This window comes from Shewanella sp. ZOR0012 (genome assembly GCF_000798835.1).
Lineage (GTDB): Bacteria > Pseudomonadota > Gammaproteobacteria > Enterobacterales > Shewanellaceae > Shewanella > Shewanella xiamenensis.
The window spans coordinates 4,038,779-4,053,621 of sequence record NZ_JTLE01000094.1 but is presented as its reverse complement, the minus strand read 5'-3'; the positions used below and the strand labels follow the sequence as shown (position 1 = coordinate 4,053,621).

The following is a 14,843-nucleotide window of genomic DNA, read 5'->3' as shown; positions in this document are numbered from 1 at the left end:
ATCTTGTTGCCGTTATAGCGATTTATCTTGGTTAAACATTGCGTTGCATATGATAAATATAAAACAGCTCAAATACTCATCCCCACATCACGAGTATGGCAGCAACCGCAATGAGTGCTAGACCAAGCATTTCTTTTATTTTTACGCGTTCCTTTAACCAGAATGCGGAAATCAACATCATAAAAAAGATTTCCACTTGGCCTAAGGTTTTCACATAAGGGACAGTTTGTAACGACATCGCACTGAACCAACCAATAGATCCAAAACAACTTGTAGTACTGGTCAACAAGGTTAATTTAGGCCGTTGTAACAGGCCGATTAATGTTTCTTTATCTTTTAAAACCAAGTAACTGGCTAGCACGATTGTTTGCAGGCTAATCACCAACAACAATACCCAAGCCGCACTATGAGGAAAACCGACATCTAACCTCAAACTAGCTTCTCGCACCCAAAGCGAAGTCAGCGCAAAGGCGCTGCCACTGGCAATGCCAAGGAGCACTGTGCTTAGGGATAGCTGCCTAAGCCCCAGCTTAGCACTCAGCAAAAATACAGCGATACCGCCCAAGATAACCCCAACCCAGCCGAGTAAGGATAAATGGGTACCAAAGAACAATGTTCCTAAGATTGCCGCGACTATTGCCTCACTCTTAGCAAGCCCGGCACCAATAGCAAAGTTTTGCTGCTGGAATAGCTTAACCATCAGGCCGGTCGCAAGGATCTGCATCATGGATGCGCCGATAATAAAGCCGAAAAATTCCGCCGTAAAATGTGGTAAGCCGACATTATTCCAAAGATATAATAGTGCAAGATACAAGGCCGCAATTGGGCCTGCCCAAATAAACCGCGCTAAGGTGACGCCCGCGACCTTAACCTCTTTACTCAGTTGGCTCTGAAAAGCATTGCGCCACGCCTGCATAAACGCAGCGAGCAAGGTAAACAAAATCCACATAAACCTATTTCCACCAAAGCATGTTCTCTTGCTTCGACGCAAAAGATAAGACAAGCATCATACCCCACATGGAAACATTAGACACGACACAAAGACTGATAAATGCCTTTAAGATCATACGCTAGTATGGTCATCGATTAAATAATCGCTATAAAACGAATAGAAAATATACATAATAATTTGAATACTAATTATGGATGTATAAATTGCATGAAAGAGCCAATAATTGATGCAATAAATGACGCCCATGTATAACCCAACACAGCCATTAAAACCGCGATAGATCCTAATTTAGGATGGAAAGCACTCGCGACAACAGGCGCTGAAGCTGCGCCCCCAATATTACACTGACTTGCAATAGCAAAATACAATATGGGCAGTTTAAAATACAAACAAAATAATAGTAGAATAATTATATGAGTAAAAAACCAAATCAACCCAATAATAAAATAGTAGAATATGGATTGAAATGAAGCAAACTCAATATTTAATCCAATATTCATAATCATAAAGTACAGCAAAAAAAATGAAACAAACCTGACTTGTTTAACAAACACATGTCTTGCATAGGTCATGGAGAGTAAAATACCTAAAAGTGTTGACAAAATCATAGACCAAAAGAAACTTGATCCTAGGTTATAATGCAATAAATAAGGAAAACAATTGTTCACTGTTAGGGATAAAAATTCGGAGACAGAATGACAAAACAAAAAAATAAATAATGAAAAAGAAATGAGTAACATACAGCCAATAAAATGTTTTTTGCCATCTAACCTTGTTATATCATCTTCAATAAAAACAGGTAAATTGTTCAAATCAGCATCCAACATTCTATCAATCGCTTTTTGTTTTTTAGCCAAAAACAACAAAATAGCCATCCATACGCCAGAAAAAACCACATTTATCGTCATCATTACTGCAAAAATGGCCTCGCCAACTTGGTGAATTTCTTTGACTACAAGTTGGTTTGCTGTACCACCCAACCAGTTCGCCATTAATGTTGCCATGCCACGCCATGCTGCATCGCCACCTTGCCATAAAAGCTCTTCTGGAAATAATTTAGAGCCAATCCATAAACTAATTGGCCCTCCAATACAAACACCAACAGTTCCGATGAAAAACATCAATAAAATCTTTCCACCGACTGACTTTAATGTAATAAAATCCGTACTCACTATTAGCAAAAATAAACTAAATGGAATTAAATGCGCTTTAAAATAGTCATCAACACTTGACCTGCTTGCATCTACCACATTAAAAAAACTAAATACAGCAGGTAAGGTATAGCAAATAAACATGACAGGGAAAACACTATAAAAGCGTTTAAAAAAAAGACAAGATGAAGAGTTTGAATATAACACAACGACAAGAAGTGAGATTAAAAATATAACGATTCCACACTCTGAAGAAATCATTTATTTCACCAACTTTCTAACTAGCATTATTTAAAAAATTCAAAAAAATATTAGACTGTAATGAAAGTTCATCAGACTCTCGCTGGATTGACCAGTAAGTGCGTTTATAATCCCATCCTTTCAAATCGATCAAACATAACTCCCCCCGCTCTAACTCTTCTTTTATAGCCACATAGGGTAAAACACTCAAACCTATACCCGTTCCAATTGCACGTTTAATCGCCCCAATAGTAGACATACAAATGTCATTTCTGACATAAACGTTTAAACTTTTTAACAATTGAACAGCCCTAATATGTGACAGAGAGGACTCATGGTCAAAAACCCACAATTGTTCACTTAAAATATGACTAGAACATGCTTGCTTTGCTACAGGATGTGAGCACCCACTTACAATGCAAAGCTTATCTTGCATCCATTGCTCGCATACTAGATTTCTACTTGCAGGCTTGGCATCAATGAAACCTAAGTCGATTTCTTTCTCTGATACCATTTTTTCAATCACCAGACTATTCTCTATTATGAGTTTAATTTTTACGTCTGGATATTTATCTTTAAATAATGGGATCTTTCTGGATAAAACATAGTTACCAACCGTTTTACTACTACCGATCACTAAACAACCTTTAACGCCATCCTCAGCAAAATTAAAAAGCTTCTCTAATTCATTTCCCTTACTAAGCATTTCATTAGCATAAGGCAGAATAATTTTTCCATGGGCATTTAGCTCCAAGCCACCACCAGCTCTTTCAAATAGTCGACATCCTAGCGAGTTCTCTAATTCTTTCAGAGCCATACTCACTGCAGGAGTTGACATGTGCATCAGTTTTGCCGCTTTTGAGATCTGCCTCTCGGTACAGATAGCCTTAAAGATCATTAACTGCCTTAACGTAATGCGCATCTACATCCCCAATAAACTCCAGTTGGAACAAGATAAATGAAAGATACATTTTTTAACATGACTGATATCTAATTTTAATAAAGCGGTCTATTAGACCGCTTTATTTGATATGTTCTAAAAAAGGTATCTTGTTGAAAACGAAATCAAAGTATCGTCAAATTCATTATTACCTTTTGAATCTGAGTACTCGCCTTCAAAGTAGCTTACTGCTGCACCAAATGTTAATTCCTTCATCAGATTATAATCGACACCAATTGAATATTGACTCGCATCACTATTATTTAATGTTTTAAGATCTGCACCAGCATTTTTGGTAACTTTACCCAGACCAGCATCATCTTTAAGGTACTGAAACTTGAAATCATATTTATTAACAGGAATACTCATACTTAATAAATATGAATTGCCTTTAACATTTTCATAGATACTGGATTTAGAATACTGATATATCGCCCCAACTTTTATAGATGAAATAGCAACACCAGCAACAACTCTTGTTGCCTCTAACAAATTTAGTCCATCAGCATAGGCGAGAGAAAGATAACTATTTCCTTTTTTAAATGAAGGATCACCATATACTATACTAACAGCATAATTGTTTTGATTGTCAGCAAGCATTGGATTTTTTTGATTAAAATCATCATCGAAAGCATATGTAATGCCAAGAGACATGCCTGCAACTTTTGCAGTATTGATCGTGACTAAATCACCTAACCGGTCATTACCTGCAATAATCATATTCATATCACTTGATGTAATATTGAATAGATCGACTTTACCTTCTGAAGTTTTGAATACAGTATCATTTCGCCCAAAAACGACACTACCATATTTAACCTTAAAGCCTAAATATGAGTTACGCGGTTTAAAAATATTTGTATCATCATTATCAAAACTTTCAACTCCAGCTTCGAACTTATATATCAAACTAAAATCTTCATGCACATCATAATCACCTTTAATTCCAACGTATGAGGCAAAATTCTCAAGTGAAAAACCATTAACCTTTTCATTACCAGAAATACCATGACTAGAGTTTGATACACCAAGCCACAATCTCCCATAAAAATCTAAGGGCTCAGATAAAGCTTGATTAGAACAAAGTAATAAAGCAACAGGCACAAAACAATTGGTATATTTCATAAATTTCATCCTTTAACATAAAAACGTAATTATGCTAATTCTATGTTAAAGATTCCGTTTGAACTTTAATCACACCTCTAATATAAAAATGATTAATTAAAAATTATTTAAAACAATTTCAATTTTATTTAACCACAATAATTTATTGCGCAACATCACCATTTAGCAATTAATAAAAAAATATCATAAGTGATGATTACCTCAATAAAACTATAATTGGAGAATTATATGAAGTTAACACTTTTAAGTTTTGTCTTGTGCTCCATCTTTTCTACAGCATCTTGGGCTGCAAATGACAAAAATGATCTGGCCTCTTTTCATAAAGAAATGGGAGGATGCAAGAGCTGCCACACTCAACCTGGCAAAGTATCTGACAGTGAAACTTATGAAAATCAGCAATGTAAATCATGTCATGGTGAATACAGTGCTTTGGCTAATCCTAAACTAAAGCTAGATCCTCACGCATCACATTTAGGTGATATTAACTGTACAAGCTGCCATAAAGGTCATGAAAAACCCAAATTATACTGTAATGAGTGCCACTCATTTAAAGGGCTTGAGATGCCTTTTAATAGTGCACAATCTAAAGAACCATGGGATAAAGGTTGGGACAATGATGCAATCAGCAAGGCGATTGCAGCTGGTCCAAAAGAAACGACGGATGTCATTGTTGTCGGAGCGGGAAGCGCAGGGTTTAATGCTGCTATCGCAGCGAAAAAAGCAGGAGCGCAAGTAGTATTACTCGAAAAAGGCCCATTTAGTGGTGGTAACTCTATGCTTGCAGCTGGCGGTTACAATGCAGTAGGAACTGCTCAGCAAAAAGAACATAAAGTGGATGATAAAATTGAATGGTTTGTTGAAGACACAATGAAAGGTGGTCGCTATGCCAATGATCCAAAGTTAGTGCAAATATTAGCTGAGCAATCTGCTGATGGTATTAAATGGTTAGAATCTTTAGGTGCAAACATGGATGACTTAAAACGCTCAGGTGGCGCAAGAGTTGACCGCACCCATAGACCCACAGGAGGTTTAAGCGTTGGTCCACATATCATTGATGTATTGAGAAAAGCTTCAGTAAAAGAAGGGGTCGATACTCGGCTTAATTCTAAAGTTGTCAAACTTGTGATTGATGAAGACCAAAAAATTGTCGGCGTAGTCGTCCATGGAAAACATTCTGGCCACTATATGATTGCTGCTAAATCAGTTGTTCTAGCAACCGGTGGATATGGTTTTAATAAGGAAATGGTCGCATTTTATCGTCCAACGTTTAAAGGGATGACTAGTTCTAATAACATTACTTCCACTGGTGATGGTATTGAGCTTGCCAAAGCAATCGGAGCGAGTATGACCGATATTGATTGGGTACAAGCTCATCCAACTGTGGGAAAAGATAGCCGCATTTTAATCTCCGAAACTGTTCGAGGGGTAGGTGCAATTATGGTTAATAAAGATGGTAATCGTTTTGTCAGTGAATTAACGACTCGCGATAAAGCATCCGATGCCATTCTTAAACAGCCTGAACAATATGCTTGGTTAGTCTTTGATAATGAGCTTTATAAAAAAGCTAAAATGGTTCAGGGATATGACCATTTAGATATGCTTGAAAAAGCAAATACAGTTTCTGAACTTGCTAAAATTACAGGCATGAAAGAAAGCTCATTAGAAAAAACGGTTTCAAACTACAATCGTTATTTTAAACAAGGTAAAGATGAAGAGTTTGCTCGCGAACAAATGCCATTGCCACTAGAAAAGGCGCCTTTTTATGCCGTAAAAGTGGCTCCTGGTATCCACCATACTATGGGTGGTGTCGCCATTGATACCAAAGCTGAAGTGCTCGATATTCAAAGTAAACCATTAGTCGGCTTGTTTGCTGCTGGCGAAGTCACAGGTGGTGTACATGGGTATAATCGCTTAGGTGGCAATGCCGTTGCAGACACTGTGATTTTTGGAAAAATTGCAGGCACTAATGCGGCAAAACATGCGTTAGAAACTAAGTAACTCAAGCTCAGATGTACTAGTTCAGAGAGGCGTGGGAATCGCCTCTCGTCACATCTCATCGCAAGCTTTATTCATCATGATTATTGGCAATCAATTTATTGCCTGACTTCAAAAGCTCCCCAGCTATTTTTGAGAGGTTAATTTAACCTCTCTTTTTTTACTTGCTGGTATCAATTGGCTCGAAGGATTTGACTAAATCATCCATCGCTTTCATCTGCTTCAGATAATTTTCTAACTGGTGCAAAGGTAACGCACATGGACCATCACACTTAGCGTTATCTGGATCTGGGTGAGCTTCGATAAACAGACCTGCTAAGCCTAATGCCATGCCACTACGGGCTAATTCAGTCGCCTGAGCACGACGGCCTCCCGCTGAATCAGCACGGCCACCTGGGCGTTGCAATGCGTGGGTGGCGTCGAAAATCACCGGATAACCCGATTGCTTCATCTCGTCCATACCCAGCATATCTACTACTAGGTTGTTGTAACCGAAGCATGAACCACGTTCACACAGGATAATTTCATCATTACCCGCTTCATTAAACTTAGTGATGATATGGCGCATTTCGTGGGGGGCTAAAAACTGCGGCTTTTTCACGTTGATGATAGCGCCCGTTTTCGCCATCGCGACAACAAGGTCTGTTTGGCGCGCTAAGAAAGCTGGTAATTGAATAATATCAACCACTTCAGCTACAGGCGCACATTGGTAAGGCTCATGCACATCGGTAATGAGTGGTAGATTGAAGGTCTTTTTGATTTCTTCAAAAATCTTTAAGCCTTCTTCCATGCCTGGACCACGGTAAGAGTTGACAGAAGAGCGATTAGCCTTATCGAACGATGCCTTGAAAACATAGGGGATCCCCAGTTTTTGAGTCACTTCGGCATAGGTTTCAGCAATCGACATCGCGAGATCGCGAGACTCAAGCACATTCATGCCACCGAATAGCACAAAAGGTTTATCGTTTGCAATTTCGATTGAACCTAACTTTATGATTTTATTACTCATCGCAACATCTCTCTCAAATACTAGACTCTGTCCAGCGGAAAACTGAATATTGGCACTAGAGCGACTATACCGCAACTAGCTGTAAAATTTGGCCACAAATCCAAGCCATATACGTTCCTAACACATAACCAAATACGGCCAACAGCACCCCGACGGGAGCTAATGCAGGGTGAAACGCAGCAGCCACAACGGGCGCTGATGCCGCGCCGCCCACGTTAGCCTGACTACCTACCGCCATATAAAATAATGGCGCTTTAATTAGCTTAGCAATCAATAACATAAAGCTAGCGTGTACAATCATCCAAATAATACCCACTAAAAAATATAATGGTGTATCAAGGACTTTGCTTACATCCATATGCAAACCAATGGTCGCCACTAGAATATACAGGAAAGCCGATGCAACCTTAGATGCCCCCGCTGCCTCCAAATGGCGCAAAGGACTAAAAGACATTGCTAAACCTATGGTGGTCACAATCACCACTAACCAGAAGAACTTCGAGGTAAAACTGTAGTCCTCGGTCCAAGGATAATTGGCCTCAAAATACGGGCCGAGGAAATCGGCAGCAATATGGGCTACGCCCGTAATACCAAAACCAACTGCCACGATTAGCATAAGATCACGTAGGCTTGGAATGCGCGCATTTTCAGCGTGATACTGTTCAACTTTGTTCTTTAAAGTTTCAATCGCCGTCGTATCCGCACCAGTTTTAGCATCGATTTCCTTGGCCTTTGACGCCATAAACAATAATACCGCCATCCAAATATTGGCCACAATTACATCAACTGTCACCATCACGGAGAAGATATTGCCACCGACTTCATAAATTTCTTTCATCGCCGCTTGGTTAGCACCGCCGCCAATCCAGCTACCCGCAAGGGTCGTCATACCGCGCCACACAGCATCAGGGCCATCAACACCAATCAGCGATGGCTCGATCAATGACACCAGGAGTAAAGCAATCGGGCCGCCGATGACAATACCAATGGTTCCCGTTAAAAACATGATCACAGCCTTGGGCCCAAGTCCTAAGATGGCTTTTAAATCCACACTTAAAATCAACAACACCAAACAGGCGGGTAATAAATAGCGAGAAGCTACAGGATAAAGCTGTGATGTATGGCCATCAATCACCCCAAAGGTGTTTAGCAATGAAGGCAAGAAATAGCAGAGTAATAACGCTGGGATGAAACGGTAAAACTTTTGCCAAAATGGATGACTGCTCGTACTGGTATAAAACACAAATCCCAGAATCGTCGCTAAAATCCCCAGCGCTACCGCGTCATTGGTAACTAATGCCGTACTTGCCATGTGTGTTCTCCCTGTTTGGTACAGTTGTTATTGTATTTATGCTAAAAACTGCCGTTTGCAGTTAGTGGGCAAACTTCCCATTCGCCCGGTTAGTTATTGTTTTAGAAAAACAAGAAGAGCCTGTAAGGCTCTCCTTTAAGATTTAATGATAGATTTCAGCGTGTTCACTGAGTTCTTTGAGCTGCATCTTAACGATTTCGATAACAGGATCGTGTGGGCTGTTATCGACAAAATGTTGTAGATCGGCCGCAGCAACATTAATGCATCCAAGTTGCTGCGCAATAAAAGCGCGCTCACGGTTCAAATGCACATCATCGGGATGCCACTGAAGCAACAAGTTACAACACTCCATCGCCGCCTCAAATTGATGGGAGACAATACAACCCGCCTTAAGCTCATGCAGCATGCGCGAAATCAGCTTCTTTATTGACGCAGCTTTTAAATAACTTGGCTTAAGTTCAGCCGCATTACCCAACTCACCGCGCACTAACACATGCAGCTGGTGTTTCGTCAGCTCTTTGCCCGTCAGCGGATCGTGATAACGAACAACGCCACCAACGTTACTGCGAAGCACGGTATTACCCGGTAATAGCAGGGCCTCGAGCTCTAAATCGAGCTGCTTGGCCAGTAGCATCAATACCGTTGCCAGCGTGGTGCTATTACCCTGTTTAGTGATAAGACAAGTGCCTAAGTCCGCCGCTTCGGTGCTGAAGTAGTTGTCGCGAACACAGAACCCTAAATCCTGATAAAACCAACGAAACAAAGCCTTTAAGCGTTGCTGTTGATCTACCAGATAATGACTTAATACGGCTCCAGCCAATTCAAACCAAGCCCATTTCGCCGCTTCGAGGTTTGAAAAGCCAAGGTGAGCACCTACATCCAATGCCGACTCGGGCAAAGCAATGCCATCTTGCAGAGTGTATTTACCCATTAACCCAATAATACCGCTTGTTTAAAATGCGCCAATTTAGCCGCGTAGACCAACCAACCTATAGCGCCGAGAAAGGCGAATACTTTGAAAAGTTTGTTTCTGTTGGCTTTTATTGCAATTACACCCAAGGCAATATAAGCAACGACAGCGCCAATCTTTTCGGTCAACCAAGGATCCACAAAGGGATATTGCTTGATCATAAAGCACAAAGTTAAACCAGAAAGTAGCAAGAAAGTGTCAATCACATGGGGAGCGACTTTAAAGACCTTCTTGCCCATCAGTGCTGACTGACGTAAATGCAACACAAAACGAACGACAAAAAACAGCACACTCACGGCAATTAAGGTTAAGTGCAGGTGCTTAACAGCAGGATAAAGACTGTAAAAAGTTTCCATTGTGATACTTATGGCCAGTGACAAAGGCGCTAGTTTACCCTAATCATAACGCCAGACCAATGCCTAACACTCGAGATTCACAGACGGGCCCCGTCGCGCACTTTGCAGGAAACCATGATGAATTTAATGATAATTGACGATGAGTCCACCGAGTTTGCCGACACGGTAAAGCAAAAAATCGTCGAATTTAATCAGCAGCACTGGCAAACGCTGCAACGCCAAAACCTAGGCGTAAAGTTGCAGGATGAGCAAGACACCTTACTTGCGGGCTTAAGCGGCAAGACCTTCGGCAATTGGTTCTTAATCGACTATCTGTGGGTGGATGAAGCATTACGCCAGCAAAACATCGGCTCACGCTTATTACTCGAGGCTGAAAGCAAAGCCAAACAACGCGGCTGCCAATTTGTTCTGCTCGATACCTTAGATTTTCAAGCAAAACCTTTCTATGAGCGCCACGGATATCGTGTGCAGTGGGTACAGCAAGCCTATCCCGAAACCGGCAGTAAATTCTTTATGGTCAAGGAGCTGTAGCTTCTTAAAGATAAAATGTGATTTTAAGACGTCTTGTCATGATCTTATAAAGACTAATAATCTCAGCAGATACATAGACAACAACGCCATTGACGGGTAATCAATGGCGTTTTTGGGCACTCAGCTAGATTGGAGCAAATATTAAATTCCAATCAATCCCATCCACTTACCCATAGTGCATCTATCGTTGCTGCCAAAATCCCGCACGGTAGCGACATTTTGGTAACCTAGCTCAGTGAGTTTTGCCCTGAGTTTAACTGCTTGTTCAAAACCATGCTCAAGCAATATATAACCATTGGGCTTTAAATAATCTCGAGCAGTTTTTGCAATGTAGTAAAGATCAGCAAACCCTTCATCGGCGGCAGTAAGCGCACTTTGTGGCTCAAAACGCACATCACCTTGGTGTAAATGCTCGTCGGCCTCATCGATATAGGGCGGATTGGAAACAATTAAATCAAAGTCACGGGAAGTGATAGCGCTAAACCAATCGCTTTGTAGTATCTCAACCTGTTCAAGTTTCAGATTAGTGCGATTCGCCTTTGCCAGCGCGACCGCATCTTCCACTTTATCCACCGCGGTAATTTGCCACTCGGCGCGTTCAGAAGCCAAAGCCAGTGCAATCGCGCCGGTTCCCGTTCCCAGATCGAGCACTTTTGCATGGCTTTCAAGGGGTAGGTTGAGGGCGGATTCGACGAGGATCTCAGTATCAGGACGAGGGATCAAGGTCGTGTCATTCACAATAAAGGGCAGTGACCAAAACTCACGCTCGCCAACAATGTGAGCCACAGGTACGCCTTGCTGACGCCGTTGCACCATTTGCTGGAAGCGTTTCCACTGTTCTACGCTCAAGGCTTTTTCAGGCCAAGTGTACAGATAAGCACGATTCTTATTGAGGCAATACAATAATAAAACCTCTGCATCCAAATGGGCGGATTCAGAGGTTGAAGCTAGCTGTACATAGGCCCATTGCAGGGCCTCGGCGATACAGGATTGATCAGCCAAAATTACCCCTGCTCGTCAGCGAGTGCGGCTAATAAATCTGCCTGATGTTCTTGCATCAGCGGTCCTAAAATCGCATCCAAGTCACCCTCCATCACTTCGTTTAAGCGATATAGGGTTAAGTTAATACGGTGTTCACTCACGCGGCCCTGCGGGAAGTTATAGGTACGAATCCGCTCAGAACGGTCACCACTGGCGACCAGACTACGACGAGTTGACTCTTCAGCGCTGCGGCGTTTTTCATCTTCTACGGCTTGGATACGCGCCGCTAACACGCTCATTGCTTGTGCGCGGTTTTTATGTTGCGAGCGTTGATCCTGACATTCCACCACAATCCCAGTTGGAATATGGGTAATACGAATGGCAGAATCGGTTTTGTTAACGTGCTGACCACCGGCGCCCGATGAGCGGAAGGTATCAACCTTAAGATCGGCAGGATTGATGGAAATCGCCTCAGCTTCAGGCACTTCATGCATTACTACCACAGTTACTGCGGAAGTGTGAACTCGGCCTTGGGACTCGGTTTCAGGTACACGTTGAACGCGGTGACCACCGGATTCAAATTTGAGTTTACCGTAGGCGCCTTCACCACTGACTTTAACGATGATTTCTTTAAAACCGCCATGCTCGCCTTCGTTCGAGCTCATGATCTCGAGCTGCCAACGGTTGGCTTCAGCATAACGGCTATACATACGGAATAAGTCGCCCGCGAAGATCGCCGCTTCGTCGCCACCCGCACCGGCACGAATTTCGATAAAGGCGTTAGTGTCGTCGTTAGGATCTTTTGGTAGTAACAGAATTTGCAGTTCGGCTTCGAGACGTTCAAGTTCAGCTTTAGCAGCCTTGATTTCTTCCTGCGCCATTTCACGCATTTCAGCGTCATCTTCTTCCAGCATTTCCTTAGCAGACTCGAGATCCGCCTGTGCCTGCTGGTAGGCTTTAAAGCCTGCAACTACTTCTTCTAACTGAGAATATTCTTTGGATAACGCACGAAAACGATCCTGATCGGCAATGACAGACGCATCACCAAGCAAAGCTAAGACTTCTTCGTTGCGCTCGAGCAAGCCTTCCAGCTTGCGGATAACGGATTCCTTCATTTAACTCGCTAACCTTAGTTTTTATCTAATCCGAGCGCTGTTCTTAACTGACCTAATGTATTCAAATCCCCCTGACGGCTCGCCACCGTGAGGGCTTGGGTGGGTGCGTGAATGAGTCTATTGGTCAGGCGATTGGCTAGTTCAATCAATACCTGCTCAGTGTCGCCCCCCTGCGCTAATTTATTCAGGGCGCGTTCCACTAACTCATCCTTTATCGCCATGCTCTGGCTGCGATACTCGCGAATACTATCGACCGACTCTAAAGAACGCACCCACTCCATAAAGAGGTGAGATTGTTCTTCAGTAATTAATTCAGCTTGCTCGGCGGCCTCCTTACGGGAAGCCTTATTCTGTTCAATAATGCTATGCAGGTCGTCCACTGTATACAGAAACGCATCGTCCAAATCGGCGACTTCCGGCTCAATATCCCGGGGAACTGCTATATCAACCAATAACATAGGTTGATGGCGACGCTGCTTTAGCGCTTTTTCTACCATGCCTTTACCAAGGATTGGTAGCGGGCTGGCGGTAGAGGATATCACGATATCGGCTTTAGGGAGAAAATCTGGTATCTGTGCCAGCGTAATAGCCGTAGCATTGAACTCTTCACACATGCTTTGAGCGCGCTCTAAAGTACGGTTTGCCACCACCATTGAGGCAACACCGTTATCTTTAAGATGCTTAGCTACTAGCTCTATCGTTTCACCCGCACCGATTAACAGTACCTTAGTGGTCGACAGCGAAGAGAAGATATGCTTTGCCATGCTCACGGCCGCAAAAGCGACCGATACAGCAGCGGCACCGATTTCGGTTTCGGTACGCACTTTTTTAGCAACAGAGAAAGTATTTTGGAACAAGCGGTCAATAGTTAAGGCGACAGTGCCGGCTTCTTTGGCTTTGACAAAGGCTTGTTTAACTTGACCAAGAATCTGCGGCTCACCCAGGATCAACGAGTCAAGACCCGAAGCAACGCGCATCAAATGCCTCACAGCCTCTTGTCCGTGATAATTGTAGAGGCAGGGCGCGACATCTTTATGCTCTAGGCCATGAAATTCTTCAAGCCATTCAATGATATCGGCCTCATCGCCATTGTTACAATACAACTCAGTGCGATTACAGGTCGAGACGATAACGGCTTCACCGGAGCGCGTACGACTGGCCAGACTCTTCATGGCATCATGAATTGTGTCTGGAGAGAAGGCGACTTTCTCACGCAGGTCTACCGTGGCTGTTTTATGGTTAATACCGATTGCTACAAGGCTCATCTGACTCTTTTCTAGATTCTTGGCGTCTATCTTAATAAGGGCATTCTACTGAATTGGCCCAACTAAAAACAGAATACGCTTAACAAAACCGAATAAAGGTCTAACTTCTTACCTAAATTTTCTATCAATGATAGACAATTACCGATTAGCACGACTGAAGTTATCCCAAGTGACTGCCAATGGAAATTTTTACAAATGGCATTGGTATTCTTTCCAAGCCCTCGTATCATAAGGACTTTGGTATATCAGTTATAGATGAATAATTTGAAGCGCTTCACAAAATCCATTTTCTCTTGTATCGCCTTGAGCGGACTATTGTTTTTAGGCGGCTGTGAAACACTGCCGCCTATGACCGATCTCAGCCCTATTACGGTCGATAATGCAGCCCAAGCTAAAGCGTGGGAGCTACAGGGTAAACTCGCTATCCGCACACCTGAAGATAAGCTCAGTGCCAATCTCTATTGGCGCCACAGCGAGGAACGCGACGAGCTCACACTCACGACGATGTTAGGTACTACAGTATTGACTTTGGAGGCGACGCCTCACTCGGCTCACCTACATATTGATGGCAAAGATTTTCGTGATAATAACGCCCAAGCCTTACTTGAACGCGTCAGTGGCTGGTCCATCCCGATTAACGATTTGCCCCTGTGGATCACAGGGCAAGTTGGCAGTTTAGATCGCGTTATCGCCGTTGATAGTACAGGCCAAACTAAGCAACTGCAAAATGTGCAAACGCCACCGCCTTGGTTAGTCACATTTTTAAGCTGGCAATCCCAAAGTGGCGCTAAGGTGCCTTACCAATTAACGCTCGAACGCGGTGATTTACAGCTCAAGCTTCAGCTCAATCAATGGCAAGCCTTAGGTAAACCCTCAATACTGCTCGGAGAAAAACCTTAGC

Annotated in this window: 14 protein-coding genes; 3 read left to right on the top strand and 11 right to left on the bottom strand. The window is 42.6% G+C overall.

All coding sequences use genetic code 11. From position 1 onward, the window contains the following. Window positions 1-76: 76 nt before the first annotated feature. The 4 genes from L976_RS19445 to L976_RS19430 all read right to left on the bottom strand — a co-directional run bounded on the left by L976_RS19445 (window position 77) and on the right by L976_RS19430 (window position 4,408). Window positions 77-949, bottom strand: a complete 873-nt coding sequence (locus L976_RS19445) for a DMT family transporter (RefSeq protein ID WP_047539447.1) — start codon at window positions 947-949, stop codon at window positions 77-79. 191 nt (window positions 950-1,140) lie between these two features. After that, window positions 1,141-2,364 (bottom strand): DUF819 family protein, encoded by a 1,224-nt coding sequence (locus tag L976_RS19440; protein WP_047539444.1) that lies wholly within the window; start codon window positions 2,362-2,364, stop codon window positions 1,141-1,143. Between the two features lie 16 nt (window positions 2,365-2,380). Further along, entirely contained in the window at window positions 2,381-3,265 is an 885-nt protein-coding gene (locus tag L976_RS19435) for a LysR family transcriptional regulator (RefSeq protein WP_037422278.1), read from the bottom strand. 114 nt (window positions 3,266-3,379) lie between these two features. Continuing rightward, complete coding sequence (locus L976_RS19430) at window positions 3,380-4,408, bottom strand: porin (protein ID WP_037427838.1); 1,029 nt, start codon at window positions 4,406-4,408, stop codon at window positions 3,380-3,382. Window positions 4,409-4,636: 228 nt separating this feature from the next. Between L976_RS19430 and L976_RS19425 the strand changes: the two genes are divergently transcribed. Next, a complete protein-coding gene (locus L976_RS19425) occupies window positions 4,637-6,406 on the top strand; it encodes a flavocytochrome c (protein WP_047539441.1) in 1,770 nt (589 codons plus the stop codon). A 157-nt stretch (window positions 6,407-6,563) separates the two neighbouring features. Here the strand turns inward: L976_RS19425 and kdsA are convergent, their stop codons facing one another. The 4 genes from kdsA to L976_RS19405 form a co-directional block, all read right to left on the bottom strand. Next, window positions 6,564-7,412 carry a 3-deoxy-8-phosphooctulonate synthase gene (gene kdsA, locus L976_RS19420; protein WP_037422272.1) on the bottom strand — a complete coding sequence of 283 codons (849 nt, stop codon included), beginning with the start codon at window positions 7,410-7,412 and terminating at the stop codon, window positions 6,564-6,566. A gap of 64 nt (window positions 7,413-7,476) precedes the next feature. After that, entirely contained in the window at window positions 7,477-8,724 is a 1,248-nt protein-coding gene (locus L976_RS19415; RefSeq protein WP_037422269.1) for a DUF819 family protein, read from the bottom strand. Window positions 8,725-8,866: 142 nt separating this feature from the next. Continuing rightward, window positions 8,867-9,655, bottom strand: a complete 789-nt coding sequence (locus L976_RS19410; protein ID WP_047539438.1) for a transglutaminase family protein — start codon at window positions 9,653-9,655, stop codon at window positions 8,867-8,869. Beyond that, on the bottom strand, window positions 9,655-10,050 hold the full coding sequence (locus L976_RS19405; protein ID WP_037422264.1) for a SirB2 family protein: 396 nt from the start codon (window positions 10,048-10,050) through the stop codon (window positions 9,655-9,657). Before L976_RS19405 ends, L976_RS19410 begins: the two co-directional genes overlap by 1 nt. A 117-nt stretch (window positions 10,051-10,167) precedes the next feature. Here L976_RS19405 and L976_RS19400 point away from each other — a divergent pair, with 117 nt between their 5' ends. Continuing rightward, window positions 10,168-10,581, top strand: a complete 414-nt coding sequence (locus L976_RS19400; RefSeq protein ID WP_047539436.1) for a GNAT family N-acetyltransferase — start codon at window positions 10,168-10,170, stop codon at window positions 10,579-10,581. Window positions 10,582-10,722: 141 nt separating this feature from the next. On the opposite strand, the gene prmC is transcribed toward L976_RS19400, so the two are convergent. From prmC to hemA, 3 genes are read right to left on the bottom strand one after another with little or no spacing between them, the layout of a single operon-like run. Beyond that, window positions 10,723-11,583, bottom strand: a complete 861-nt coding sequence (gene prmC, locus L976_RS19395; RefSeq protein ID WP_037427846.1) for a peptide chain release factor N(5)-glutamine methyltransferase — start codon at window positions 11,581-11,583, stop codon at window positions 10,723-10,725. Window positions 11,584-11,585: 2 nt separating this feature from the next. Continuing rightward, on the bottom strand, window positions 11,586-12,677 hold the full coding sequence (gene prfA, locus L976_RS19390) for a peptide chain release factor 1 (protein WP_037422256.1): 1,092 nt from the start codon (window positions 12,675-12,677) through the stop codon (window positions 11,586-11,588). 14 nt (window positions 12,678-12,691) lie between these two features. Continuing rightward, window positions 12,692-13,942, bottom strand: a complete 1,251-nt coding sequence (gene hemA, locus L976_RS19385; RefSeq protein WP_037422253.1) for a glutamyl-tRNA reductase — start codon at window positions 13,940-13,942, stop codon at window positions 12,692-12,694. Window positions 13,943-14,197: 255 nt separating this feature from the next. Between hemA and lolB the strand changes: the two genes are divergently transcribed. Further along, window positions 14,198-14,842 carry a lipoprotein insertase outer membrane protein LolB gene (gene lolB / locus L976_RS19380; RefSeq protein ID WP_037422250.1) on the top strand — a complete coding sequence of 215 codons (645 nt, stop codon included), beginning with the start codon at window positions 14,198-14,200 and terminating at the stop codon, window positions 14,840-14,842. Window position 14,843 lies beyond the last annotated feature (1 nt).

Excerpts from the sequence above, each read along its gene's own strand:
- L976_RS19445 (WP_047539447.1), bottom strand. The coding sequence starts at position 949 with ATGTGGATTTTGTTTACCTTGCTCGCTGCGTTTATGCAGGCGTGGCGC.
- L976_RS19440 (WP_047539444.1), bottom strand. The coding sequence starts at position 2,364 with ATGATTTCTTCAGAGTGTGGAATCGTTATATTTTTAATCTCACTTCTT.
- L976_RS19435 (WP_037422278.1), bottom strand. The coding sequence starts at position 3,265 with ATGCGCATTACGTTAAGGCAGTTAATGATCTTTAAGGCTATCTGTACC.
- L976_RS19430 (WP_037427838.1), bottom strand. The coding sequence starts at position 4,408 with ATGAAATATACCAATTGTTTTGTGCCTGTTGCTTTATTACTTTGTTCT.
- L976_RS19425 (WP_047539441.1), top strand. The coding sequence starts at position 4,637 with ATGAAGTTAACACTTTTAAGTTTTGTCTTGTGCTCCATCTTTTCTACA.
- kdsA (WP_037422272.1), bottom strand. The coding sequence starts at position 7,412 with ATGAGTAATAAAATCATAAAGTTAGGTTCAATCGAAATTGCAAACGAT.
- L976_RS19415 (WP_037422269.1), bottom strand. The coding sequence starts at position 8,724 with ATGGCAAGTACGGCATTAGTTACCAATGACGCGGTAGCGCTGGGGATT.
- L976_RS19410 (WP_047539438.1), bottom strand. The coding sequence starts at position 9,655 with ATGGGTAAATACACTCTGCAAGATGGCATTGCTTTGCCCGAGTCGGCA.
- L976_RS19405 (WP_037422264.1), bottom strand. The coding sequence starts at position 10,050 with ATGGAAACTTTTTACAGTCTTTATCCTGCTGTTAAGCACCTGCACTTA.
- L976_RS19400 (WP_047539436.1), top strand. The coding sequence starts at position 10,168 with ATGAATTTAATGATAATTGACGATGAGTCCACCGAGTTTGCCGACACG.
- prfA (WP_037422256.1), bottom strand. The coding sequence starts at position 12,677 with ATGAAGGAATCCGTTATCCGCAAGCTGGAAGGCTTGCTCGAGCGCAAC.
- hemA (WP_037422253.1), bottom strand. The coding sequence starts at position 13,942 with ATGAGCCTTGTAGCAATCGGTATTAACCATAAAACAGCCACGGTAGAC.
- lolB (WP_037422250.1), top strand. The coding sequence starts at position 14,198 with ATGAATAATTTGAAGCGCTTCACAAAATCCATTTTCTCTTGTATCGCC.